22 protein-coding genes and 1 tRNA gene are annotated in these 25,255 nt (G+C 62.3%); 3 read left to right on the top strand and 20 right to left on the bottom strand.

Features of this window, described 5'->3' with window-relative positions:
• The first annotated feature begins 367 nt into the window (after nucleotides 1-367).
• Nucleotides 368-1,621 (top strand): D-amino acid dehydrogenase, encoded by a 1,254-nt coding sequence (locus DEJ54_RS14480; RefSeq protein WP_113155194.1) that lies wholly within the window; start codon nucleotides 368-370, stop codon nucleotides 1,619-1,621.
• A gap of 60 nt (nucleotides 1,622-1,681) precedes the next feature.
• On the opposite strand, the gene DEJ54_RS14475 is transcribed toward DEJ54_RS14480, so the two are convergent.
• From DEJ54_RS14475 to DEJ54_RS14425, 11 genes are all read right to left on the bottom strand, one after another.
• A complete protein-coding gene (locus DEJ54_RS14475) occupies nucleotides 1,682-2,149 on the bottom strand; it encodes a YbaK/EbsC family protein (RefSeq protein WP_113155193.1) in 468 nt (155 codons plus the stop codon).
• Nucleotides 2,112-2,975 carry an MBL fold metallo-hydrolase gene (locus DEJ54_RS14470; protein ID WP_113155192.1) on the bottom strand — a complete coding sequence of 288 codons (864 nt, stop codon included), beginning with the start codon at nucleotides 2,973-2,975 and terminating at the stop codon, nucleotides 2,112-2,114. Before DEJ54_RS14470 ends, DEJ54_RS14475 begins: the two co-directional genes overlap by 38 nt.
• Nucleotides 2,972-3,763 (bottom strand): TatD family hydrolase, encoded by a 792-nt coding sequence (locus tag DEJ54_RS14465; RefSeq protein ID WP_113155191.1) that lies wholly within the window; start codon nucleotides 3,761-3,763, stop codon nucleotides 2,972-2,974. The genes DEJ54_RS14470 and DEJ54_RS14465 overlap by 4 nt, the downstream gene beginning before the upstream one ends.
• Before the next feature lie 5 nt (nucleotides 3,764-3,768).
• The gene (metG, locus tag DEJ54_RS14460) at nucleotides 3,769-5,328 is read right to left on the bottom strand and encodes a methionine--tRNA ligase (RefSeq protein WP_113156299.1); all 1,560 of its coding nucleotides are present in this window, start codon (nucleotides 5,326-5,328) and stop codon (nucleotides 3,769-3,771) included.
• Between the two features lie 83 nt (nucleotides 5,329-5,411).
• On the bottom strand, nucleotides 5,412-6,455 hold the full coding sequence (locus tag DEJ54_RS14455) for a DNA polymerase III subunit delta' (RefSeq protein WP_113155190.1): 1,044 nt from the start codon (nucleotides 6,453-6,455) through the stop codon (nucleotides 5,412-5,414).
• A complete protein-coding gene (gene tmk / locus DEJ54_RS14450; protein WP_113155189.1) occupies nucleotides 6,455-7,120 on the bottom strand; it encodes a dTMP kinase in 666 nt (221 codons plus the stop codon). Before tmk ends, DEJ54_RS14455 begins: the two co-directional genes overlap by 1 nt.
• A 142-nt stretch (nucleotides 7,121-7,262) precedes the next feature.
• Nucleotides 7,263-8,390 carry a D-alanyl-D-alanine carboxypeptidase family protein gene (locus DEJ54_RS14445; RefSeq protein WP_162742382.1) on the bottom strand — a complete coding sequence of 376 codons (1,128 nt, stop codon included), beginning with the start codon at nucleotides 8,388-8,390 and terminating at the stop codon, nucleotides 7,263-7,265.
• A 174-nt stretch (nucleotides 8,391-8,564) separates the two neighbouring features.
• Nucleotides 8,565-9,806, bottom strand: a complete 1,242-nt coding sequence (locus tag DEJ54_RS14440; protein ID WP_113155188.1) for a septal ring lytic transglycosylase RlpA family protein — start codon at nucleotides 9,804-9,806, stop codon at nucleotides 8,565-8,567.
• 335 nt (nucleotides 9,807-10,141) lie between these two features.
• Nucleotides 10,142-10,570 (bottom strand): VOC family protein, encoded by a 429-nt coding sequence (locus DEJ54_RS14435; protein ID WP_113155187.1) that lies wholly within the window; start codon nucleotides 10,568-10,570, stop codon nucleotides 10,142-10,144.
• Between the two features lie 119 nt (nucleotides 10,571-10,689).
• Nucleotides 10,690-11,085: a hypothetical protein gene (locus DEJ54_RS14430; RefSeq protein WP_113155186.1), complete on the bottom strand. Its 396-nt coding sequence runs from the start codon at nucleotides 11,083-11,085 to the stop codon at nucleotides 10,690-10,692.
• 222 nt (nucleotides 11,086-11,307) lie between these two features.
• Nucleotides 11,308-11,397, bottom strand: a tRNA-Ser gene (locus DEJ54_RS14425).
• A gap of 230 nt (nucleotides 11,398-11,627) precedes the next feature.
• Between DEJ54_RS14425 and DEJ54_RS14420 the strand changes: the two genes are divergently transcribed.
• Both DEJ54_RS14420 and mazG read left to right on the top strand, forming a co-directional pair.
• On the top strand, nucleotides 11,628-12,683 hold the full coding sequence (locus DEJ54_RS14420; RefSeq protein WP_113155185.1) for a dipeptidase: 1,056 nt from the start codon (nucleotides 11,628-11,630) through the stop codon (nucleotides 12,681-12,683).
• 34 nt (nucleotides 12,684-12,717) lie between these two features.
• Nucleotides 12,718-13,539 (top strand): nucleoside triphosphate pyrophosphohydrolase, encoded by an 822-nt coding sequence (gene mazG / locus DEJ54_RS14415; protein ID WP_113155184.1) that lies wholly within the window; start codon nucleotides 12,718-12,720, stop codon nucleotides 13,537-13,539.
• 18 nt (nucleotides 13,540-13,557) lie between these two features.
• Here mazG and hflX read toward each other — a convergent pair whose 3' ends face one another.
• The 9 genes from hflX to dusB all read right to left on the bottom strand — a co-directional run bounded on the left by hflX (nucleotide 13,558) and on the right by dusB (nucleotide 25,079).
• Complete coding sequence (hflX, locus tag DEJ54_RS14410; protein ID WP_113155183.1) at nucleotides 13,558-14,922, bottom strand: GTPase HflX; 1,365 nt, start codon at nucleotides 14,920-14,922, stop codon at nucleotides 13,558-13,560.
• A complete protein-coding gene (hfq, locus tag DEJ54_RS14405; RefSeq protein ID WP_113155182.1) occupies nucleotides 14,923-15,171 on the bottom strand; it encodes an RNA chaperone Hfq in 249 nt (82 codons plus the stop codon).
• A gap of 151 nt (nucleotides 15,172-15,322) precedes the next feature.
• A complete protein-coding gene (locus DEJ54_RS14400) occupies nucleotides 15,323-16,189 on the bottom strand; it encodes a D-amino-acid transaminase (RefSeq protein ID WP_113155181.1) in 867 nt (288 codons plus the stop codon).
• Between the two features lie 99 nt (nucleotides 16,190-16,288).
• Nucleotides 16,289-17,665, bottom strand: a complete 1,377-nt coding sequence (gene trkA / locus DEJ54_RS14395; protein ID WP_113156297.1) for a Trk system potassium transporter TrkA — start codon at nucleotides 17,663-17,665, stop codon at nucleotides 16,289-16,291.
• A gap of 111 nt (nucleotides 17,666-17,776) precedes the next feature.
• Nucleotides 17,777-19,138, bottom strand: a complete 1,362-nt coding sequence (locus tag DEJ54_RS14390) for a sigma-54 dependent transcriptional regulator (protein ID WP_113155180.1) — start codon at nucleotides 19,136-19,138, stop codon at nucleotides 17,777-17,779.
• 3 nt (nucleotides 19,139-19,141) lie between these two features.
• Nucleotides 19,142-21,394 (bottom strand): PAS domain-containing sensor histidine kinase, encoded by a 2,253-nt coding sequence (locus DEJ54_RS14385; protein WP_113155179.1) that lies wholly within the window; start codon nucleotides 21,392-21,394, stop codon nucleotides 19,142-19,144.
• 168 nt (nucleotides 21,395-21,562) lie between these two features.
• A complete protein-coding gene (gene ntrC, locus DEJ54_RS14380; RefSeq protein ID WP_113155178.1) occupies nucleotides 21,563-23,011 on the bottom strand; it encodes a nitrogen regulation protein NR(I) in 1,449 nt (482 codons plus the stop codon).
• On the bottom strand, nucleotides 23,008-24,168 hold the full coding sequence (locus DEJ54_RS14375; RefSeq protein ID WP_113155177.1) for a nitrogen regulation protein NR(II): 1,161 nt from the start codon (nucleotides 24,166-24,168) through the stop codon (nucleotides 23,008-23,010). Before DEJ54_RS14375 ends, ntrC begins: the two co-directional genes overlap by 4 nt.
• A complete protein-coding gene (dusB, locus tag DEJ54_RS14370) occupies nucleotides 24,165-25,079 on the bottom strand; it encodes a tRNA dihydrouridine synthase DusB (RefSeq protein WP_245447806.1) in 915 nt (304 codons plus the stop codon). The genes DEJ54_RS14375 and dusB overlap by 4 nt, the downstream gene beginning before the upstream one ends.
• Between the last annotated feature and the right edge of the window lie 176 nt (nucleotides 25,080-25,255).

The following is a 25,255-nucleotide window of genomic DNA, read 5'->3' as shown; positions in this document are numbered from 1 at the left end:
TGCAACCACGCGGGTAGCCTGATCGCAAGCATCTAGCCCTGGCGCGGTTGCAAGACCGTCGACCGGGGGCCGGAAATCCAAACCACCTGAAATTTCGGTTCTGATTTCCGGGTCCGCCACCGACGACCCGGTGGAGTTGCATAAAGTGTTCACGACCATGGAAAGCCGTTTCCCCACGGCTCGCAGCATCGTTTTCTTGCGCCGGCATCGCGTCGTGCGCAGTTCCCCGACAAGGTCCCATGCAGGCTTGATCCCCGATCGGCGAAGGCACGCCCTCGCCGTGCCGCAACGGGCGTTTTCCATCCCGGCGTAGCACTCGCGCCTTCCCCAAATCCCCCAAATCCAAAAGTCATTCGGAGTACCCATCATGCGCGTTGTCGTGCTTGGCGCCGGCGTTGTCGGTGTAACCTCAGCCTACTATCTCGCCCAGCAGGGCCATGACGTCACGGTTATCGACCGCCAGGAAGGCCCGGCGCTGGAAACCAGCTTTGCCAATGCCGGCGAGATTTCGCCCGGCTACTCGTCGCCATGGGCAGGCCCCGGCATGCCCTTCAAGGCCATCAAATGGCTGATGATGAAGAATGGTCCGCTGGCGATCCGCCCGCGCCTCGATCCGGTCATGTGGTCCTGGCTCTTCAAGATGCTCTTGAACTGCACCTCCGCACGCTACGCGCTCAACAAGTCGCGCATGGTGCCCATCGCCGAATACAGCCGCGACTGCCTGCGCGCACTGCGCGCCGAAACCGGCATCACCTATGATGAGCGCAGCCAGGGCCTGCTTCAGCTCTTCCGCAAGCAGGAACAGCTCGACGGCATCGGCAGCGACATTGAAATCCTGAAACAGTTCGGCGTGCCCTTCGAGGTGCTCGACCGGGATGGCTGCGCCGCGGCTGAACCCGCACTGGGCGCGGTGAAGGAGAAATATGTCGGCGGCCTGCGGCTGCCGGGAGACGAGACGGGCGACTGTCAGGTGTTCACCACACGGCTTTCGGAACTGGCGGCCTCCTCGGTCGATTTCCGCTACGGCGTGTCGATCAAAAACCTCGTCAGGGACGGCGCGCGGGTGACCGGTGTCGAGACGGATCAGGGACGCTTCGAAGCCGATGCAGTTCTCGTCTGTCTCGGCAGCTATTCACCGGCGCTGCTGCGGCCGCTCGGCCTCCACATCCCGGTCTATCCGGTCAAGGGCTACTCGCTGACTGCCAGGATCACCAACGAAGCCGGCGCGCCGGTCTCCACCGTCATGGACGAGACCTACAAGATCGCCATCACCCGGCTGGGCGACCGCATTCGTGTCGGCGGTACGGCGGAAATTTCCGGCTTCGACCTGTCGGTGCCGGAATCGCGCCGCCGCCCGCTGGAATTCTCCGCCGGCGATCTGTTCGGCAATGGCGCGAACTTCTCCGACGCCACCTTCTGGTCCGGTCTCCGCCCGATGACGCCTGACAGCCCGCCCATCATCGGCGCGACGCGTCTCGACGGGCTTTACCTGAACACCGGCCACGGTACGCTGGGCTGGACCATGTCCTGCGGTTCCGGGCGCGTGATCGCCGACATCATTTCCGGCCGCAAGCCCGAGATCGACACGAACGGCCTCGGGATCGAGCGTTACGGGCAGTGATCAGGAAAAAAGGGCGGGCGCCGATGAGGCCCCGCCCTTTCAATCTTCCTGGCTCAAAACTCAGGCGATGTCGGCGCGCTTCACCGAAGCCGCGTCAAACAGAGCGCCGGGCATCGCGGAAAACACCGCGTCATGCGCGCCGGCGGCTGCCCACACCACATCATAGCCGAGCAGGCTTTCATCACCGAAGCGCAGCACGTCGTCCGGCTGACCGAGAGGCGACACACCGCCAATGGCGAAACCCGTCACCTCGCGGATATGGCGCGGGTCGGCCCGCTTGAGCGCTTCGCCCACCAGCGCCGACGCCTTGTCGAGCGCCAGCTGACGGCTCCCGGAAACAAGAAAAAGATAGAGCTTTCCGCTCTCTTCACCCTGAAAGATCAGGGATTTGACGATCTGCGCCACGCTGCAGCCGCACTGGGCCGCCGCCTCTTCGGCGGTGCGGGTGGATTCACCCATGCGCTTGACTTCGATCTCCAGTCCGGCGGCCTCAGCCGCCGCCTGCACCCGCCTGATGCTCTTGCTCATCGGTCTTCTCCCCCTCCTCCATGGGTATCTCGATCACCATGCCGTCGAAACCGGGTTCGACGTGGTCCGGCGTCTCGCGCAGCACGGTCTCGTAATCGAGTGGAATGTGCATATGCGTGAGCACTGCGCGCCTCGGCGAAAGCCGCTCGATCCAGCCAAGCGCTTCCTCCAGCGAGAAATGGCTCGGATGCGGGCGGTATTGCAGGGCGTCGATGACCAGAACATCCGCACCGGCGATCAGCGCAGGCGTCTCTTCTGGAAACTGGCTGACATCGGGACAGTACGCCAGCCCGCTGATGCGATAGCCGAGCGAGAGAATGTCGCCATGGATCTGCGGCAGCGGCTGGAATTTCAGCGGCCCGCCCGCACCATTGATGGAGAAAGGCGCTTCATGGCTGATCGGGTGCGCCTTCAGGATCGGCGGATAATTGCTGCCGGGCGGCGTCTCGAAACAATAGCCGAAGGCTTCGATCAGGCGCTGGAGCGTCGGCTTGTCGGCGTAGACATCCATGAGATGGCGCTGGTTCATAACGAAGCCGCGCAGATCATCTATGCCGTGAATATGGTCCGCATGGGGATGTGTGTAGACGGCGGCGTCCAGCCGGTCGACGCCTGCGGAGATCATCTGCTCGCGAAAATCGGGGCCGGTGTCGATGACGACGCGGGTGATGCCGCCGCTCGCCGAAACGCGCTCCACCATCGCCGCGCAGCGGCGGCGACGGTTTTTCGGATTGGCCGGATCGCACGCGCCCCAATCGCCGGTGATGCGCGGCGTTCCCGGAGAGGAACCGCATCCCAGGATCGTCAGGCGCAGCAGATCGCTCACCGCGCGGCAGCGTCCCGCGGCGCTTTCTTGAACAGGCGGAAGAAGTTTTCCGTGGTCAGGTCGGCCGTCTCGGCATCGGAAAGGCCGATGGTTTCGGCCAGAACATGCGCCGTGTGTGCGACGAAGGCCGGCTCGTTGCGCTTGCCCCGATTGGGAACAGGCGCGAGATAGGGCGCATCCGTTTCCACCAGAAGCCGGTCATGCGGCACGGTCGCGGCGATGTCACGCAGCGCCTGCGAGTTGCGGAAGGTCAAAATGCCGGAGAAGGAAACATATCCGCCAAGCTCCACGCCGGCCTTTGCAAGACCTGCCCCCGAGGAGAAGCAATGCAGGATGAAGGGAAATGCGCCCTTGTCCGTCTCCTCGCGCAGAATGGCGATCATGTCGTCATCGGCGTTGCGGGCATGAATGACCAGCGGCAGGCCGGTTTCACGCGCCGCCGCGATGTGCGTGCGAAAACCCTGAGCCTGTGCTTCGCGGGGAGCCTTGTCGTAAAAATAGTCGAGACCCGCCTCGCCGATGGCCACCACCTTGGGGTGCTGCGCCAGACGCACGAGCTCTTCTGCCGTTACATCAAGTTCCTCATCCGCATTGTGCGGATGCGTGCCCACGGAGCAAAGAACGTTGTCGTTCGCTTCTGCAATTGCCAGAATTCGGTCGAACTGACGCACGCGCGTCGAGATCGTGACCATGAGGCCGACGCCGGCCTCGCGCGCGCGCTCCATGAACGCGGCGCGATCCTCGTCGAAATCCGGAAAATCCAGATGACAATGGCTGTCCACCAGCATTGGCGTCAGGCTCCCTCGCTCTCCGGCTTCGGCTCCACATAGCGCGGGAAGACCGGCTGTGGCGCGGGCAGTTCACTGCCGGAAACGAGCGCGTTTTCATCCGAAAGATGTGCGAAGGAGCGCGCATCCGCCGGAACGGCCAGAAGGTCGAGCAGCTTCTCGGCGGAGCCAGGAATATAGGGCTGGCAGAGGATCGCCACGCGGCGCACCAACTCGGCGGTCGTGTAAAGCACCGAATGCATGCGCGCGGGATCGGTCTTCTTAAGCGCCCACGGCTCCTGCCCCGCAAAATAGCGGTTCGCCTCGGCAACAACGCCAAAGATTGCGCCCAGCGCCTGATGAAGCGCCTGCGTGCTCATGGCTGTGCGTGCAGTGGCGAGCGCCGCGTCGGCGCTGGCGAGAATGGCCAGATCGGCTTCGCCGAGCGCGCCCTTTTCAGGAACCTTGCCGTCGCAGTTCTTCGCGATCATGGAAAGCGAACGCTGGGCGAGATTGCCCAGATCGTTTGCAAGATCGGCATTGGTGCGGTTCACGATCGCATCATGGCTGTAGCTGCCGTCCTGACCGAACGGAACCTCACGCAGGAAGAAATAGCGGACGGCGTCGAGGCCGTAATGCTCCACCAGCGTGAACGGATCGACGACATTGCCGACCGATTTGGACATCTTTTCACCGCGGTTGAACAGGAAGCCATGCGCAAAAACGCGCTTGGGCAGCTCGATGCCAGCCGACATCAGGAATGCCGGCCAATAGACCGCATGGAAGCGCACAATGTCCTTGCCGATCATGTGCACATCGGCCGGCCAGTAGGACCAGCTATCGGCATCCGTGTCCGGATAGCCCGCAGCGGTGATGTAGTTGGTGAGCGCATCCACCCACACATACATCACGTGCTTCTCGTCGCCCGGCACCGGAACGCCCCAGTTGAACGTGGAGCGCGAGATCGACAGGTCCTTGAGGCCGGAGCGAACGAAGCTCATCACCTCGTTGCGGCGCTCGGACGGGCCGATGAATTCCGGATTGGCTTCATAATGCGCCAGGAGCTTGTCCTGATAGGCGGACAGGCGGAAGAAATAGGTCTCTTCCTCGTTCCATTCGACCGGCGAGCCGAGCGGCTCGCGGCGAACGCCATCTTCACCGACGGTCGTTTCGCTTTCGTCGAAATAGGCTTCCTGACGGACGGAGTACCAGCCCTTGTAACTGTCGAGATAGATGTCGCCATTGTCTGCCATCTTCTTCCAGATGGCCTGACAGGCGCGGTGATGACGCTCTTCCGTGGTGCGGATGAAGCCATCATTGGATCCGCCCATTGCGGCGATCATCTCGCTGAACACGGCCGAGTTGCGGTCGGCGAGTTCCTGCGCAGTGATGCCTTCCTTTTCGGCGGTCTGCTGCATCTTCAGCCCGTGCTCGTCCGTGCCCGACAGGAAGAAGACATCCTTGCCGTCGAGACGCTGAAACCGCGCCATCGCGTCGGTCGCGATCACGGTATAGGCGTGACCGATATGCGGCTTGCCATTCGGGTAGAAAATGGGAGTCGTGATGTAAAAGCTATCGCGGGCCATTTGGCAGAGAGTCCAGAGAATGCATTGTTTGATGACGCCCAGATAGCGCATCGGCGAGGTGCATGCCAGCCCAAGCGGCCGCTTCAGGCATTGAATGCGGCATTAAGCTTCGCGGCGAGCCCGGCGGCATGCTGTTTTCGGTCTAGATTGTAGGTCTCGGCGTCGCGAATTGTGGTGGTGACATCGTCCCAGAGATCGGCAGCGGCGGCAGCGCCACGCGCATCACCGGCCGCAGCAAGCGCCACGGCGCGCTCGTTGATCATGTCGAGAACCGTGCGGTTGAAGATCGAGAACTGCACGTCGCGGTCACGCCCGTTGACCGCGTCACCAAGCTTCAGCGCTTCGGCCGCATCGAAATTGCGCCCCGTAACGAGCTTTTGCAGCACATCGGCGATTTCCGCACCGCCGAACTGCGACAACAGGATCGCATTGCGCACACTGCCCTGCGCACGCGCCGCGATCTCCTCATCGCTGCCACCTCCATCAGCGCCAAGACGGCGCAGAAGCCCGGCAAGCTCCGGCGTTTCCAGAGGCTGAAGACGCACGATCTGGCAGCGCGAACGGATGGTCGGCAGGAGCCGTCCGAGCGAATGCGTGATCAGCACGAAGAGCGTGCGCGGCGGCGGCTCCTCAAGACTTTTGAGCAGGGCGTTGGCGGCGCTGATGTTCAGATCGTCGGCGGGATCGACAATCACCACGCGGTAGCCGCCATCATGCGGCGTCAGCGAAAGGAAGCGATGGATCCTGCGGATCTCGTCGACCGTGATCACCGTCTTGAACTTCTTGTCGCGCTCAACGAAGGGACGCGTCAGATGGAGCAGAGACGGATGCGCATCCTGCGCCACCAGCCGAAACACCTGTCCGGTGGGATCGGGCGGCGAAAAGCGCGGTGGCGCGGCCTCCGGCTGCGGGTTCGAAAAAAGATGGTTGGCCAGATGAAAGGCGAGCGTCGCCTTGCCGATTCCGGGCGGACCAGCGAACAGAAGGCCGTGATGCAGTTTGCCCGCGCGGTAGGCCCCGGCAAGCATTTCGGCGGCGCGCTCATGGCCGACGAGTATGGGGTTCTCCGACGGCTCGGGAATATCCGGCAGACTGTCGAAGCGTTCAGGCGCCGTGCGTTCGAACATTACGCCGTGCTCCTTTTGCCAGGCGACTGGGCTTCGGCCATTGCCAGACTGACAGTGCGCAGGATGGTTGCTGCGACCTTTTCCGGATCGGCGTCCGCATCGATGACCACGCAGCGCTGCGGTTCGGCCTTGGCGATTTCCAGAAACGCCTTTCTGCGGCGGCGGTGGATCGACAGCTTCTCCTTCTCGAAACGGTCGGGCGTATCGTCGCCACGCCGCGCGGTTGCCCGGCGCAGGCCTTCTTCCGGGTCGATGTCGAGAATGAGCGTCAGATCCGGCTTCATGCCGTTGACCGTCACGCGTTCGAGATTGGCCATGAAGTCGGCGTCCAGATTGCCGGTCACGCCCTGATAGACGCGCGAGGAATCCAGAAACCGGTCGCAAAGAACCACTGCGCCGCGCGCGATGGCAGGCCGGATCACCTGCTCCACATGGTCTGAACGCGCCGCAGCGAAAAGGACTGCCTCCATTGCCGCGCCGAAAGGCTCGGCAGCGCCCGACAGGAGAACGTGGCGAACGGCTTCGGCGCCCGCAGAACCACCCGGCTCGCGCGTGACGATGACGTCGTGCCCCGCTTCACGCAGGCTGGCCGCAAGTCCTTCGATCTGCGTCGATTTCCCGGCCCCCTCGCCTCCCTCGAATGTGATGAAGAAACCGCGAGACAAGAGACCTCAATCCTTTCAGTAAGCGCCTGCCGGCTCCATTGCCGAACACGCTCCTACTTAGGCCCTCGTGTCCCGCAGGTCCATGCTGAACTGACATTGCGACAGGCTTTGTGGATGGCGGACGGGTGATGCGTCGCCGCGCTCAGGAGCGATACCGGCGCATCCAGCCGGTCAGAAGCTCACCGACGGCATCCAGCGCGCGGTCCGGCAGCCCTCCCACGGCAATGCTTTCGGCCGCATAGAGCGGCGTTTCCTGGCTGAGCGTGTCGCCGATCCAGACCTTGAGTGTGCCGATGCGCTGCCCCTCTTCCACCGGAGCCGGGATCGGCCCCTGATAGACGATGCGCGCACGCAGGCTGTCGGCATTGGTGATGGGGCGGAAGATGGCCACAGGCCCCTTCGCGCGCACCGCAAGCTCGCCCTTGGCTCCGCCAAATACGGAGACGTTGCCGATGGTTTCACCTTCGTCGAAGATATCCATGCGCTCGAACGCCCGCACGCCCCAGTCCAGCATCTTGCGCGCTTCTTCGGCCCTCTCGCTCTCGGTCTCAAGCCCGCTCATCGCCATGAAAAGCCGGCGGCCATTGCGGTTGACGGAACCGACGATTGCGTAGCCCGAGGCTTCCGTAAAACCGGTTTTCAGCCCGTCCGCGCCAATGTCCATGCGCAGGAGCGGATTGCGGTTGCGCTGCAGGATCTTGTTCCAGGTGAAGGATTCCTGCGCGTAATATTTGTAGAATTCCGGATATTCCCGCCAAAGATGGGTGGCGAGCGTCACCAGATCGCGCATGGTGACATGCTGACCTTCTGCGGGCAGCCCGCTCGAATTCACGAACACCGAATCCGTCAGCCCGATCTTGTGGGCGCGCTCGGTCATCAGACGCGCGAAATTCTCTTCGGACCCCGCCATGCCTTCCGCGATGATGATGCAGCCATCATTGGCCGACTGGACGATCACGCCCTGGATCAGCGCCTCGAGCGGCACGGAGGATTTGATCTCGGCGAACATGGTCGACGTGCCCGAAACGGCCCCGCCCGTGCGCCAGGCGTGTTCGCTCACATAGAACGCATCGCTCATCGAAAGCCGTCCGCTCTTGATGGCGTTGAAGACGACTTCCATCGTCATCAGCTTGGCGAGCGAAGCCGGGGGTATTTTCTCGTCCGGGTTCTTGGAGAAGAGGACCGTGCCCGTGTCCGCATCGATCAGAAAGGCCTGTCTGGCCCGGGTTTCGAACAATTGGGCGAATGCCGCCTGCGACCCGAGAAACAGAAGACAGAAGGCGAAAACAAGCGATTTATTGAGTGTAGAGAACACCGACCATGCACCATACCAGAACCCCACCAGGGAGACTCTAGCGCTGCTCAACCGGCGGGATCAACCGCGGTAATACAAATTTGATGAAATGGTTATGGGCCGGGGGCGCCGCGCCGGCGCCCCGATCACTCAGCGGACGATGAAAGCGTCGGCTGCGCCTGCATTCCAGGCGGCCTGCAGCACCCGGTCGATGGAGCTCTGATCCTGCGGCGTGACGGCGAGCGTATAGTAGAACGTGCCGGCATCATCCGAAACGGTTTCGAGCTTCAGCTGACCGAAGCCCGCGAGCTTCTCTGCCTGCGCCTTGGCCTCGGCCTCAGACTGCCAGGTGCCGACATTCACGAAGGCCAGCTCGTCCGAAGCGCCCTGCCCGGCTGCGCCGGGCTGCTTCTGCCGCCACCAGCGCGCCACGTCCTGCGACTGCAGATCGCTGCGCAGCACATTGTCAAACGCGCCAGCAGCCGCGCTCACGCGCTGATCGGCATAAGAGAGGAACGCCACGTCACGCTCGACGCCGTCCATCGGCAGTGAATCCGGGCGGTCGGGAACCAGCGGACCGGAGGTTGGCAGGGTGAAGGAGCTGGAAGACGCGGCAATCGGCTGCGGCGGCGTCAGGCCCGGCTGGCTCGCAAAAGCGTCGCGCGCCTTGACGCCTGGAAGCGTCGCCGTCGGCGTGGAGCCGTTCATTGCAATCATCACGCCGGTCGGCAGACCGTCGGATGGATCGGGTGCTGCGCCGCCCGGGCGGTAGGACGCCATGAGATATTCGTCGTCGCGTCCTTCGAGCGGCGCCGGGCCGACATATTCGACCTTCACCTTTGCCACGCCGGCGCTCTGGTAATCGAGCAGCTGGGCCGCACGCTTCGACAGATCGATAATGCGGTTGTGCGCGAAGGGACCGCGATCATTGACGCGGACCAGAACGGAGCTGCCATTGTCGACATTGGTGACGCGCGCATAGCTGGGCAGCGGCATGGTCGGATGCGCCGCAGAAAGATGCGTCATGTCATAGGTTTCGCCATTGGCCGTGAGCCGGCCATGAAAGGCGTCGCCATACCAGGAAGCCGCGCCGACCTTTTCATAGTCGGGGTCTTCCTTGGGATGATACCACTTGCCCTTGATCTGATAGGGCTTGCCCACCTGGCGGCGGCCACCGCCGCGCTTCAGGTTGGAGCTTTTCATGGAAACGCGCGGGCTTGCCTGAACGCCGTATTCGGACTCGGCGAAATATTCCTTGGACTTGGTTTTGTTGACAGCGACCTTGGGGGTCGTGGACGAGCACGCCGAAAGCAATGCGGCACAGGCTGCAAAGGCAATGGCGGACGACAGGCGGCGAACCGCAATGCGGTGCACAACAATCTGAATGCTCATGCGTCCGCGTCTCCCCCGGACATCGAAATCCCGTTCATGGTCGCGAGATATCCCCACTCGTCAAAAAATGCCGAAACAAGGCGTTCCGGTTTCTACAACTCAGGATGCCCTCCGCACCCCTAGCTGAAATGCATTAGCAAGTTGTAAATCATTTATGGCAGCAAAACGGCAGAATTTCGAATTTTTGCCAAAACCTTACTACCATTGCGTGTGTTATTAGACTGACACGGTTTCAAATGTAAACCCCGCGTGCATCCGGCAACGCCGATCTGCTGTGCGGGCACGGTTTCGGGGCACATTCGAATCGCCGCGTCGCGCGGTGAGCCAGCGCAGAACTAGAATTCGATCACCACCGATGGCGCACTGCGCTCTGCCTCGCCGTGGAACACGAATTCGATGTTGTTGCCATCCGGATCGAGCACGAATGCGGCGTAGTAGCCGGGATGATACGTCCTTTCGCCGGGCGCACCGTTGTCGCGTCCGCCATGCGCCATCGCGGCCTGATAGCAGGCATCCACCATGGCGCGGTCCCTGGCCTGAAAAGCCAGGTGATGACGCCCCGTCAACACGCCGAGCGCTGCGGGGCTGTCCGCCGAAGACACCACCAGTTCGTCAGCGAAGAAGAAATCGGCATTCGTGCCGATGATCGGAATGTCGAGCACCTCCAGAACGGCCGCGTAAAAGGCGTGGCTTGCCTCAAGATCGCGCACGACGAGCTGGATGTGGTCAATGAGCCGGCCACGATGCAGTTGCTGGGTTTCCATGGTTGGGCTCCGTGTGGAATGGGGCTGGGTTCGCTTGCTGCGCTGACGGATAGCATAACTTTGGGGACTCTGCGTGCTGGAAGCTTGGGCCGCTGTGTCGCGGTATATTAGAGGCACCCTTAGCGTTCCCTGTATGCGCAATAGACGGATTGATGCCACGCGATCACAGAAGCCGGGACGGATATGAGGCCATACTGCCAGGATATATCGCTGAAACTGCCTTCAAAGAGATACATCTCCAGCCTGATCGCAATGGCCTGAATGACGATCAGAAACAGCAGCAGCGACGAGACTGGTCTCAGCTTGAGCGCTGCAACAATGGCGAGCAGAACCGCCCCGCCCACCAGCGCAACAACCAGCGCCACAACGAAAGTCACGGCAGCGATGTAGGCGAGTTCCAGACCAATCGAACGGGCCGCTATTCCCACGAAAACCGCATGGGCCAGCGCCGCGAAGATGGATGTCGCAATGGCCGCAGGAAAGAGGCGGCGAAATAGGGGCTGCGTTTCGCGCATGTGATTCAGATTTCCCGCACTCTTCCCCTGTTTCGCGAAACCTCGTTTCGACAGGCGGTCGCTTCTTCACCCTTCGGCAAGCATTGCCACGCGCAGAACCGCAAGTCGATGCTCCAGTTTATGCAGGTTTTGAAACAGACATACACAGAGAAATCTGCAACCGTTCCGTACAATGCGGTGGCTCGCGGCGGTCAACGGTATTTGGGAGAATGCAGGTAAGGTTGGCGGAGGGAGTGGGATTCGAACCCACGAGACGGTCACCCGCCTGCCGGTTTTCAAGACCGGTGCCTTCAACCGCTCGGCCATCCCTCCGGAACTTTCCGGGCGCTTGTACAGTCCGGCCCCGTCGCGCGTCAACTTATTCCGCACGCTGCGAACCGGTTTCTCGCCAGGCTCGACCGTTTGCCCCGCCGCACCCATAGCTGCATGCCTCGCGCATTTCGGCCATGCGCTTTCGCGGGATTTGCGTCCTGCTGCGCGCTTGCCTAGAAAGGACGCGTGCAGACCAGTCGGGTCGGCCGGATCAAGAAGCGAAGTCATTCATGCCATCAGATATCATTCCCGTTTTCGACGGTCACAACGATGCGCTCCTGCGCCTCTATGAAAGTGGCCAGTCCAATGCCGAGCAGTCCTTTCTGGACGGAACGACCGAAGGCCATATCGACCTGCCGCGCGCCCGCAAGGGCGGACTTGCCGGCGGCCTCTTCGCCATCTTCCCGCCGCCGATTGCCGAGCGCGGACCGAACGGAAAGCGTATCCGTCCGGAAGACGGCGCGTTTCCGCAGCTCTCGCAGGCCGACGCGCTGAGCTCGACGCTCGCCATGGCCGCCATTCTGATGCGGCTTGAACGCGCCGCGCAGGGACGCTTTGCCGTGTGCCGGACCTCCGGCGATATTCGCAGCGCCATGGCTGTCGGCGCGCTCGCGGCGGTGTTTCACATCGAGGGTGCGGAGGCGATCGGCCCCGATCTCGACCTGATCGACATTCTTTATGGCGCAGGCCTGCGCTCCATCGGCCCGGTGTGGAGCCGGTCCAACATTTTCGGTCACGGCGTGCCGTTCCGCTTCCCCTCCTCGCCCGACATTGGCGACGGGCTCACCGATGCCGGCAAGGCTCTGGTGCGCAAGTGCAATACGCTCAAGATGATGGTCGACCTGTCGCACCTGAACGAGAAGGGTTTTCGCGATGTGCAGGCCATCAGCGATGCGCCGCTGGTTGCAAGCCATTCCAATGTCCACGCCATCAGCGAGCAGTCGCGCAATCTCACCGCCTGGCAGCTCGACGCCATTCGCGAGACGGGCGGTCTGGTCGGCCTCAATTTCGCGGCCGGTTTCCTGCGCCCCGACGGCCAGTCCAACGCGGACACCGATCTCGAAGTGATGCTGCGCCATCTGGATGCGCTGCTTGAGGCGCTCGGCGAGGACGGCGTGGCGTTCGGCTCCGATTTCGACGGCGCGCTGATGCCGCAGGCGATTGGCGATGCAGCCGGCCTGCCCAATCTGCTGAACGCAATGGAAGCCCATGGCTACGGGCGCGAACTGGTCGAAAAGATCGCCTGGCGCAACTGGCTCGGCCTTCTCGAGCGCACCATTGGCTGATTCAGGCGTGACAGAGCAGAAAGGAACAGGCCGGATGCAACCGTCCAAGGACATCGCCAGACTGCTTGAAATCATGCGCGCCCTGCGCAATCCGGAAACGGGTTGCCCCTGGGATGTGGAGCAGGATTTCTCAACCATCGCGCCCTATACGATTGAAGAGGCCTATGAGGTTGCCGACGCGATCGAGCGCGGCGACATCGACGATCTGCGCGACGAACTGGGCGACCTGCTTCTGCAGGTGGTTTTCCATGCCCGCATTGCCGAAGAGGATCAGCAATTCGATTTCGGTGATGTGGTGGAAGCGATCACGACAAAGATGATTCGCCGCCACCCCCATGTGTTCGGCGACGCCGAGGCCCGCGGCCGCGGCATGGCCAAGGGCATGTGGGACGAGATCAAGGCGCAGGAAAAGGCTGAACGCCTTGCCCGCCGCCTGCAGAGCGGCGCCCCCGACGAGACAATCGCCTATCTGGACGAGGTGCCGCGCGCCCTGCCCGCGCTCATGCGCGCCCACAAGCTGCAGTCACGCGCTGCGCGCGTCGGGTTCGACTGGGGCGAAGCCGGGCCGGTTCTCGACAAGATCGAGGAAGAGATCGGCGAATTGCGCGAAGCGCTTGCCGAGGGCGACGACGCCCATGCGGCCGAGGAATATGGCGACCTTCTGTTCGCCGTGGTCAATCTGGGCCGGCACCTTGGCCATGATCCCGAGGCCGCCCTTGCCGGCACGAATGACAAATTCCGGCGGCGGTTCGACTTTGTGGAGCGTGAACTCAAAAAGGCCGGCCGTTCGCTCGACGAATCCGGCCTCGAAGAGATGGAAACGCTCTGGCAGCGGGCCAAGACCGAAGCGAAATAGGCGTGGCTGCCGGCAGCTTTACCTGCCGCCGGCAAGACGCTCCTGGATTTCAGCGCGCGCGGTCTGCGTCACGCGCACGGTCAGCGTGATGCTGCCATCGTCATTGTCCGTGCGCCCGGTCACATCGCCATTGCGATAGATCCAGTCAATCAGCGACATCTGATGCGGGGCGAGATCGACCGTCATCGGCGCGACAGCACCCGAGATATGCTCTTCGATCAGGTCGAGCAGTTCGGGAACGCCCTCACCCGTTATGGCGGAAATGGCGAGCGGCGCATCGCTTGCGCGCATGCCTTCGAGCAGCGCGCGGCGCTGTTCGGCGTCCAGATTGTCGACCTTGTTCCACACTTCCAGAACCCGTGTGCGGTCCGAGGCGTCAACGCCCAGATCGCCGAGGATTGCGGCCACATCGGTTGCCTGAGCCGTGGTGTCGGGGTCGGAAATGTCGCGCAGATGCACGACGAGATCGGCCTCGACCACTTCTTCGAGCGTTGCGCGGAACGCGGCGACGAGATGCGTCGGCAGGTCCGAGATGAAGCCCACCGTATCGGAAAGAATGATGATCGTGCCGTGCGGAAGCGTGACGCGCCGCAATGTCGGATCAAGCGTGGCGAAGAGCATGTCTTCGGCCATCACGCTCGCGCCGGTCAGGCGGTTGAACAGGGTCGACTTTCCCGCATTGGTGTAACCGACAATGGCCACGATCGGGAACGGCACCTTGCGGCGCTTCGAGCGGTGCAGATCGCGCGTGCGGCGCACATGCTCCAGCTCTTTCTTGAGCCTTGTGATGCGCTCCTGAAGCTGACGTCTGTCGGCCTCGATCTGGGTTTCACCGGGGCCGCCCATAAAGCCGCCGCCGCCGCGCTGGCGTTCAAGGTGCGTCCAGCTGCGCACGAGGCGTCCGCGCTGATATTCCAGATGGGCGAGATCGACCTGAAGCCGCCCTTCCTTCGTGCGTGCGCGGCGTCCGAAAATTTCCAGAATAAGGCCGGTGCGGTCGAGCACCTTCGCCTTCAGCGCCTTTTCGAGATTGCGCTGCTGAACCGGCGTGAGCGGATGATCGATGATCACCACTTCCGCCTCCAGATCGTGGACGCGCTCGGCGATCTCGTCGAGCTTGCCCGTTCCGAGCAGCGTTGCGGGGCGCGGCGTGTTGACCGTGACGATATCGGCGGAAACGATATCGAGATCGATGGCCTCGGCCAGTCCGACCGCCTCTTCATGCCGTGCTTCAGGCGCACGCGCAGAAGCCGCGCTGCCTTCGGCAGAACGGCGTTCGTTGGTCAGAACCGGAGTGATGACAAGAGCGCGTGTAGCGAAAGGCTGCGTTGTCAGCCCTTCGTCTTCTCGCTTTCCGTCAGCGGAGTTTTCTGTGTCGTCCAATCAGGAATCCCGATTGTTTTCCTCGGCGTCATAAAGCTGCACGGGCTGGCTCGGCATAATCGTCGAAATCGCATGCTTGTAGACAAGCTGCGAATGGCCATCGCGGCGCAAAAGCACGCAGAAATTATCAAATGAAGTGACAATGCCTGTCAGCTTGACACCGTTGATGAGAAAGATCGTCAGAGGGTTCTTGCTCTTGCGAACGGTGTTCAGGAACAGGTCCTGTAGGTTTTGAGATCGTTCCGCCATTTTTTGGTCTTTCACCCATTCGCTGCACTTTATGCAGCCAGTAGCGCAAATATCACATGCCTCTGTCAAGAAACTCCGCGACAGAAGTTACATGAATAATTGATGCCAGTATTTTTCGGTCGTGCTGAGCCGCTACCACCATGCGCGTTGGTTAACAGCTAGGACTTTTTTCCGCAATCTCAAAAAATGCCTCGCGCAAAGAAGTTGCAACCGTGCCCGGATGACCATTCGCCACAGGCTTGCCGTCAATGTTCACGACCGGCATGACCACGCTCGTGGCGCTGGTCACGAACGCCTCGCGGGCATTCTGCGCTTCTTCCACGGAGAACGGGCGCTCTTCCACCTTGAGGCCGAGACTGTCGGCGACCTTCATGACGGTTGCCCGCGTGATGCCGCGCAGGATGCCGAAATCGGCAGGCCGCGTCACCAGAGAGCCATCCGCCGTGACAATCCAGGCATTTGTGGAAGCGCCCTCCTTCACGGTTCCATCGGGATCGACGAACCAGGCTTCCTGTGCGCCCGAATCCACCGCCGTCTGGCGCGCAAGGACGTTGGGCAGAAGACCGATGGTCTTGATGTCCACGCGTTCCCAGCGATTGTCCGGTACGGTGATGACCGTCATGCCCTTTTCGGCCTTCTTCGCCGCGGCCTTCGGGTCCATGCGCTTGGCGGTGACCACCAGTGCGGACCGCACCGGCGTGGTCGGGAACGCATGATCACGCGGTGCGACGCCGCGCGTGACCTGAAGATAGACCATGCCGTTGTGGACATGATTGCGGCGGATGACCTCGCGCATGACGAACTCAAGCGCCTTGCGCTCGATCGGCCAGTCCATGCGAAGCTCGCGCAGCGACCGGTCGAGCCGGTCGAGATGGCCCTCCATGTCGATGATGAAGCCTCGGGAAATCTCGCAGACCTCGTACACGCCATCGCCAAGCTGATAGCCGCGATCCTCCACATGAACCATGGCGTCGTTGTGATTCGCATAACGCCCGTTCACATAAGCAATGCGTGGCATGTCGAGTTCTCCATTCTGGGTGGATGCAACCGCCAGGCCCCGGGCGGCGCGAAAAGGCAGACAGTGTTTTGCCGCCGTGCGGCGGATTTTTCAAGCGACTCAGAAAAACTCCAGGCTGACGCGGAACATCTGTTCCACCTGGCGCACCGCGCTTTCCAGCGCGAAAATCACGACCCGGTCCTTCGGCTTGATTTTGAGCGAACCGCTCGGCTTGATGACCGCGCCGTCGCGATAGACTGCGCCAATGCGCATGCCATCGGGAAACTCCACTTCGCTGAGCGGCGGTCCGACCAGCGGCGAGGTTTCCAGCGCCTCGGCCTCGATGACTTCGGCAGCGCCCCGCTGAATGTTGTGGACAGCGCGGATGCGGCCGCGCCGCACATGCTGCAGCACCTTCGAGATGGTCACCGAGCGCGGGTTCACATGGGCGTCGATGCCCAGCGTCTTGGCAAAGTCGTGATAGGTCGGGTTGTTGATCAGAACGAGATTGGAGCGGCAACCGAGCCGCTTGGCGATCACGCTCGACAGGATGTTGACCTGATCGTCATTGGTCAGCGCCACCATCAGGTCGGCATGCTGGATGTCAGCTTCCAGAAGCAGTTTCTGGTCGAGCGCGCTGCCATGCAGCACCACAGTGCGGCGCAGCTTGTCGGCGAGCGCCACGGCGCGTTCGCGCGTGTTCTCGATCACCTTGACCTTGGTGCGGCTTTGCTTCTTTTCCATCGCGCGCGAGACATAGAGGCCGATATTGCCGCCACCGGCGATGACGATGCGGGTCGCTTCGCGCTCTTCATGGCCAAACAGGCCGAGCGTGCGGCGCACCTGATCCTTGGTGGTGACCACATAGGCAAGATCGCCGGCCATCAGCTGGTCGCCGGAATGGGGAATGAAGAGCTTTCCCTCACGCGACACGCCAACCACGGTCGCCGGCAGATCCGGAAACAGTTCGGTGAGCTGCGCCAGCGGCGTGTTGATGACCGGGCATTCCTCAAGACACTCGATGGCGACCATGGAGACCTTGTCATCGGCAAAGCTCACCACATCCGTCGCACCCGGCAGCGCGATGCGGCGCATCACCATCTCACCCACCTCGACTTCCGGCGAGATGATCACGTCGATGGGCAGATGGTCCCGCGAGAACAGGTCCATATAGTGCGTCTGGAGATAGGACTGCGAGCGAATGCGCGCGATCTTGGTCGGCACGTTGAAGAGCGAATGCGCCACCTGACAGGCGACCATGTTCACTTCATCAAACAGCGTGACCGCAATGATCATGTCGGCTTCGCTGGCGCCGGCCGACGCCAGAACGTCGGGATGCGCCCCATGGCCGACGAAACCACGCACATCAAGCGTGTCGCGAACCGCGCGGATCAGCTCCGGCGAGGTATCGATCACGGAAACATCGTTTTGCTCGGCGGCCAACCGCTCTGCGATACCGAAGCCAACCTGGCCTGCCCCGCAAATAATGACCTTCATCACGTATTCCCTGCATTCGCGCAGACCTCTTTCGGTCTGCAGGGTCACTGCTCTAGCGCTTTTCGGGGCGCGTGAAAACCTCGTCCATCGAGATGGATGCGGCCTGGCGGATCAGACGCCGAGCGACTTCAGCTTGCGGTGCAGCGCGGAGCGCTCCATGCCGACGAATTCCGCCGTGCGCGAAATGTTGCCGCCGAAGCGGTTGATCTGCGCCAGCAGATACTCCTTTTCGAACATTTCGCGCGCCTCGCGCAGCGGCAGCGCCATGATGTGCTGGTCGGACTGCGTCGGCAGGCGCGGCATCACATCGCCGATTTCGGACGGCAGAAGATCGGCGGTGATCGGCGTGTCCGGCCCATCGCCACGCGTCAGGATCATCAGGCGTTCGATGTTGTTGCGCAGCTGGCGCACATTGCCCGGCCAGTTATGGGCCTGCAGAACCGCCATGGCGTCATTGCCGAGCGGACGCGGCTTGATGCCGGCCTGTTCGCCGATCTGCTGCATGAAGTGATCGACCAGAAGCGGAATGTCCTCGCGCCGCTCCGCAAGTGGCGGAACGCCAACCGGAACCACGGCCAGCCGGTGTAACAGATCCTCGCGGAACCGCCCCTCGGCGATCAACGATTCGACGTTCTGCGCGGTGGAGGAAATGATGCGCACATCGACCTTCACGCGACGCGTTCCGCCAACCCGCTCAAACTGCTGATCCACGAGCACACGCAGGATCTTGCTCTGCGTGCCAAGCGGCATGTCGGCCACTTCATCCAGATAGAGAACACCGCCATGGGCCTCCTCGAGCGCGCCGACCTTGCGCTCGCCGCCATTGGATTCGGTGCCGAAAAGCTCGATTTCCATGCGCTCGGGCGTGATCGCAGCGGCGTTCAGCGTTACGAACGGTCCGCCATTGCGCGGCGAGGCCGCATGAATGGCGCGGGCGACGAGTTCCTTGCCGGAGCCGGAAGGTCCGGTCAGCATGATGCGGCTGTTGGAGGGCGCGACACGCTCAATGGTCTGGCGCAGATTGTTCAGCGCCGCCGATTCACCCACGAGATCGAAGGATGCGCCGCTGCGCTTCTTCAGGTCACTCATCTCGCGCTTCAGCTTGGAGATCTCCAGTGCGCGCTCGCAGATGAGGATCATGCGATCCGTCTTGAACGGCTTTTCGATGAAATCATAAGCGCCGCGCTTGATCGCCGAAACGGCCGTCTCAATAGTGCCGTGCCCGGAAATCATCACCACCGGAACGTGCGGATGCAGTTCCTTGATCTTGTCCAGAAGCGCAAGCCCGTCGAGCTTGGAGCCCTGAAGCCAGATGTCGAGCAGGATGAGGCGCGGCACGCGCTCGGCGATGGAGGCAAGCGCGCTGTCGCTGTCGAAAGCGGTGCGCGTTTCATGGCCCTCGTCACTGAGAATGCCAGCAACGAGTTCGCGGATGTCTTCCTCGTCGTCTACGATCAGAATATCGGAAGCCATTTTCTACCTTCTTGTCGTCTCAGCAGCGCTACCGGCGTCTCCGGCAGCAGGAAGTATGATGCGGATCATGGCGCCACCTCCGCCGTGGAAATCGTCTGGCGCGTCGTGGAGTTCCAGGCGGCCGCCATGGTCCTCGATGATCTTTTTCACGATGGCGAGGCCGAGGCCCGTGCCCTTCTCGCGTGTGGTCATGTAGGGCTCGAGCAGCCGCTGCCTGTTCTCGCGCGGCAGGCCCTTGCCATTATCGATAACCTCGATCTGGATGAACCGGCCATTCATGCGCGCCGCGATGCGGATTGCGCCCGGCTGGCCGTTCTGACGCTCGGCTGCGTCGATGGCTTCGGCAGCGTTCTTGATGATGTTGCCGAATGCCTGCCCCAGGAGGCGCGCGTCGAAACGGCCCATCAGCGGCGTGTCGGAAATCTGCCGTTCAAAGGTGATCTCGTTGCGCGCCACCTCCACAAGGAAGGAAGCCTCGCGCAGCGGCTCGCGCAGATCGAGAAGCTGGATGTCAGGCTTTGGCATGCGTGCAAAGGCCGAGAACTCATCCACCATGCGCCCGATATCACCCACCTGGCGAATGATCGTGTCGGTGCACTGATCGAAAATCTCGCGATCCTGCTCGATCACCTTGCCGAAGCGGCGGCGAATACGCTCGGCTGAAAGCTGGATCGGCGTCAGCGGGTTCTTGATTTCATGCGCAATGCGGCGGGCAACATCGGCCCACGCCATGGAGCGCTGCGCCTGCATCAGATCGGTGATGTCATCCACCGTGACCACATAGGAATGCTCGTCATCCTCGTTGACGCCCTCCTCCGTGGTGATCTGTATGTTGAAGGTGCGTTCCACGCCGCCACGGAAGAAGGTGGCCTGCTCGCGATAGACGGCGCGACCGGACTTGCGGCCCATCTCGAAGATGCGGCCCACATGGGGCAGCACCATGGAGAGGTTCTTGTTGACCGCGTCATCGGCTGAAATGTCGAGCATCGCCTCGGCGGAGCGATTGACCATGGCGACCGAACCATCGGCTTCCACGCCGATAACCCCGGCGCTGACGCCCGAAAGCACGGCCTCGGTGAACCGGCGGCGCTCGTCGATGACGTCCCTTGCGGTGATGAGCTCATCGCGCTGCGATTTCAGCTGCTGGGTCATCTGGTTGAACGTATCGCCCAGAAGCCCGACATCGCCATCGGAACTGCGCACCGGCACGGAGACGTCGAGATTGCCGGTCGAAACGGCGCCCGCCGCACTGATGAGCTGGCGGATCGGTCGCACCAGACGGTCGGCGACCGCGATACCGGTCCAGATGGCCGCCAGCACGATGGCAAGCGTCACGACCAGATAGAGCAGTGCGAAGGCGATCTGCGTGTTGCCGCGATTGCCCTCGAGTGATCGGTACTCATCCGTATTCGTGCGCACGATCTGGCGCGCCTTCAGGACTTCGGGATCAAGCAATGCGCCTGTGTAGAGATAGGCGTCCGGAATCTCCTGCAGCTTGTAGACGGCCGTCACAAGGTTCGTGCCGCCGATCTCGTTGAAAGCGATCTGCGAGCTGTTGGCGACCTCGATGGCGTTCTCGTTTGGACGCGGCAATGGAATCTCTTCCGGCATCTGCGCGCCGATGATTACCGAGCCGTCCTCGCGCACGAGTTCGGCAACGGCCAGACCGCGCAGCATCGCCTGACGGGTCAGGAAATCGCGGAAACCATAGCGGTCCAGATTGTAGAGCGTGCGCGCCTGATCGAGCCGCACCCCCATGCTCTCCGTCGTGCCCTGCAGGCTGCGGGCATTCTGCTGCACATAGGCATCGGCAATCGAAAGAGACGAGTAGACGATGACCTTGGTTCTGAGTTCGAACCATCGATCAAGCCCCAGATCCAGCGTCACCGATGCGACAACCGCCACCAGAATGGCCGGGATCGCCGCCACGAGCGAGAACATGGCGACGATGCGCACATGCAGACGAGAAGCCGCCCGCCGTCCCTTGCGGGATTTGTAGATACGCCAGCCTTCCATGAGGATCAGGCCGAAAAGGAGCAGAATGAAGCCAAGATTGATCGCGATCAGAAGGATCGTCGTGGTCGCATCAGGCGTGATCGGGGTAAGGCCAAGCAGAACGGTGAAGGAAATGCCTGCCGTCACGACAGCGCCGATCGCCGCCGTCATACCGATATAGAAAGCAGCCGTTCGCCCGCGCCTCACGGGCGCAGCCGCAGCCAAAGGCTCCATCGGCGAACTCTCGGACAAGCTGACCATCACTCCCGCTTCCGTTTTCCAGCATAGCGTTTAGTTGTTGCACATATGCAACGACTGTAACCATCTGGCAACAGTTGCATTTCCTAACAATGCGGCATTGCTGGGGCAGACTGGGGATCGTGCCGGGAAGTCAGGGCTGGCCTGAAACGGCGTGCGGGCGGACTTGCTTCAGTTCGCGCCGCGATAGATGTTCACGCCATATTCGCGGATCTTCTTGCGTAAGGTGTTCCGGTTGACGCCGAGAAGGTCTGCGGCCTTCAACTGGTTGCCGCCCGTCGCGGTCAGCGCCGCAATCAGAAGCGGTTGCTCCACTTCAGCCAGCACCCGCTGGTAGAGACCTGCCGGCGGCAGCTGGTCACCGAATGTTGCGAAATAGCGCTGCAAATGCTGCTCGACGGCCTGGGACAGCGTGGTTTCCTCGGGCAGAGGCTCCGACTGGTTGCCGCGCAAAGCGCCTGCCGCGCGCAGCTCCTGCTCAATCACTTCGGCCGAAATTTCGTCCTGTGGGTAGAGCGCGGCCAGTCTGCGCACGAGGTTTTCAAGCTCACGCACATTGCCGGGCCAGCGATAGCTCTTCAGCCGGTTGAGCCCGTCATTGCTGATTCGCTTGGCCTGCAGCCCCTCCTGCTCGGCGCGGGCGAAGAAGTGGCGCACCAGATCCGGGATGTCTTCCGCCCGTTCGCGCAGCGGCGGCAGCCGCAGCGGCACGACGTTCAGCCGATAGAAAAGGTCTTCCCGGAACAGGCCCTGATCGATCAGCGTGCGCGGATCCTTGTTGGTGGCGGCGACGATGCGCACATCGGTGCGGATCGGCGTGCGCCCGCCAACGGTCGTGTATTCGCCCTGCTGCAACACGCGCAGGAGGCGCGTCTGCGCTTCCATCGGCATGTCGCCGATTTCGTCGAGAAACAGCGTGCCGCCTTCTGCCTGCTCGAACCGGCCAAAGGAACGCGCCTGCGCGCCCGTGAACGCCCCCTTCTCGTGACCGAAAAGCTCCGATTCGATCAGATCGCGCGGGATGGCGGCCATGTTGATGGCGACAAACGGTCCTTTGCGGCGACGGCCATATTCGTGAAGCGCGCGGGCCACGAGTTCCTTGCCGGTGCCCGACTCGCCGCTGATCATCACCGTCAAATCGGTCTGCATCATGCGCGCAAGCAGCCGGTAGATTTCCTGCATCGCCGCCGATCTGCCGATCAGCGGCAGCGTCTCGGGCGCATCCGCGCCGGCAAGCTCCTTCTGGCTTGCCTTGGGTTCCGACAGCGCACGCCCGACAATGTTCACCAGTTCGGTCAGATCGAAGGGTTTGGGCAGATAGTCATAGGCCCCGACTTCGGAGGCGCGTATCGCGGTCATGAACGTGTTCTGCGCGCTCATGGCGATCACCGGCAGATCGGGTCGCACCTTCTTGATGCGGGGCAGAAGGTCGAACGCATTGCCATCGGGCATCACCACATCGGTGATGACCAGATCGCCCTCGCCGCCCGAAACCCAGCGCCAGAGCGTCTCTACGTTCGAGGTGACGCGCACATCGTGGCCGGCGCGCGACAGCGCCTGATTGAGCACGGTGCGGATGGCCGCGTCGTCATCGGCCACGAGAATGCTGGAACCGGTCATGACCTGCCCTCCATTTCAGTCTTCACAGGGTTTGGCCGGGGGGCCGGATGGCGCGCCTCGCGCCAGGCCGGCATCAGGATGCGAAACACGGTTCCACGCTGGCCGGAAGATTCGCATTCGATCACCCCGCCATGCGCGCCCACGATCTTGGCGACCAGCGCAAGCCCGAGGCCAGACCCGTTTTGCTTGGAGGTGACGAAGGGATCGAAGATGATCTGCCGCAGATCCTCGGGGATGCCCGGCCCGTTGTCGTAGACGCAAAATTCCAGCGGAAGCGCCACGCGATCCGGCGAGCCTGGAACCGAAAGCCGGATGCCCGGACGAAACGCCGTTGTCAGCCGGATCTCGCCGTCATCCTGATCGGCAATGGCTTCAGCTGCGTTCTTGACCAGATTGAGAAAGACCTGGATCAGCTGGTCGCGATTGGCCCAGACCGGCGGCAGCGACGGATCGTAATCCTCCAAAATACTGACTTTGCGCGCAAAACCGCTCTTGGCGACGGCTTTGACGTGATCAAGCACCAGATGGATGTTGATCGGATCGCGCTCCACCGGGCGTTCGTCGGAAAACACTTCCATACGGTCGACCAGCGCCACGATCCGGTCGGTCTCCTCGGTGATGAGGCGCGTCAGCGCCCGGTCTTCATCCGAAACGGCGTGTTCGAGCAATTGCGCCGCGCCGCGAATGCCCGAAAGCGGGTTCTTGATTTCATGCGCCAGCATGGCTGCCAGCCCGGTCACCGAACGCGCCGCGCCGCGATGCACCATCTGCCGGTCGATCTTGTCGGCCATGGAGCGCTCCTGCAGGAGAAGCGCAACGGCGCCGGGCACTTCCGAAACCGGGGCTGCGTGAATATCCACCAGCCGCTCCGGCCCAAGGCGCGGTGACGAGATGTCGACACGGTATTCGTTGATCGCCACGCGCTGCTCGCGCACCTGTTCGACAAGCGCGATCAGCGGGCTTCCGAAGGGCACGAAATCCGACAGGCGGCTTCGGGCAAGAATGGACGCGCCGGAGCGGAAGAAATCCTCGGCCTCCGCATTCACCTCGGCGATGAAGCCATCCCGGTCGATCATCACCACAGGGTGGCGCAACGTGTTCAAGAGCAGACTGGCCGGGCCGGTTTCCATACGTGCGCGTTCACCCCTGTCATTCATGCGGCCAGTTGATCCTCTTGTCTGCGAAACAGGTCGCGCAGGAGCCGGCTGACCTCTCTGTGATCGTTCCCCGTCATGATCGCCCTGCGCGTTTCGGGGGAAACCTCGGTGATGTGCCGGTCCATGTACCAGCCGAGATGCTTGCGGGCGTGCCGTGTGCCGTGATCCGCGCCATAAAGCGAGAGCATCGCCTCGTAATGGTCGATCACATAGTCGGCGAGGTTCTCCGGGCGGCGCTCTGCATTGGAGGCAACAGCACCTGCGATCCATGGCGCGCCGTAATGCGCGCGCCCGACCATCACCGCGTCAGCGCCCGAAGCGGCAAGCATGCCTGCTGCATCTTCCGCCGATGTCACGTCGCCATTGGCCACCACCGGGATCGTGACGGCTTCCTTCACCGCCGAAATCGCCTTCCAGTCGGCCCTGCCCTTGTAGAACTGGCAGCGCGTGCGCCCGTGCACCGTCACCATGGCCACGCCCGCCTCCTCGGCGCGGCGCGCAATCTCCGGCGCGTTCAGCGCATTGTCGTCCCAGCCAAGCCGCATCTTCACCGTGACCGGCACCTGAACAGCGCCCACGACAGCCTCGATCAGGCTCAGCGCATGATCGGGTTCGCGCATCAGCGCCGAACCGGAATAGCCGCCCGTCACCTTCTTGGCCGGGCAGCCCATATTGATGTCGATCACGTCTGCGCCGCGCTCTTCGGCGATGCGTGCGCCTTCCGCCATCCAGCGCGCCTCGCGTCCGGCAAGCTGCACCATGTGCACGTCCACATCCGGACGGCGCAGGCGGCGGGCCGATTCAGCCTTGCCGCGCGCAAGCTCGCCGCTCGCCACCATTTCAGAGACGACCAGCCCCGCGCCATGGTCATAGGCGCGTGCGCGAAACGCCAGGTCGGTAACCCCGGACATGGGCGCCAGAAACACGCGGTTGCGAATCGAAACCGATCCGACCGAGAGTGGCGTGGACAAAAACGCGGCTGATGAGATGCACAAATTTAAAGCACCCTCTGATTGTGCTTATTATTTAGCCAGTTTTTACCCGATCCCGCAACTGCGTTTTCGCATCTGCGCAATCGCCTGCAAAT

Origin of the sequence: Nitratireductor sp. OM-1, assembly GCF_003296175.1 — a bacterium.
Taxonomy (GTDB): Bacteria; Pseudomonadota; Alphaproteobacteria; order Rhizobiales; family Rhizobiaceae; genus Nitratireductor; species Nitratireductor aquimarinus.
Note: the sequence above shows the minus strand (reverse complement) of the source record. Positions and strands in the feature narration are given on the sequence as shown.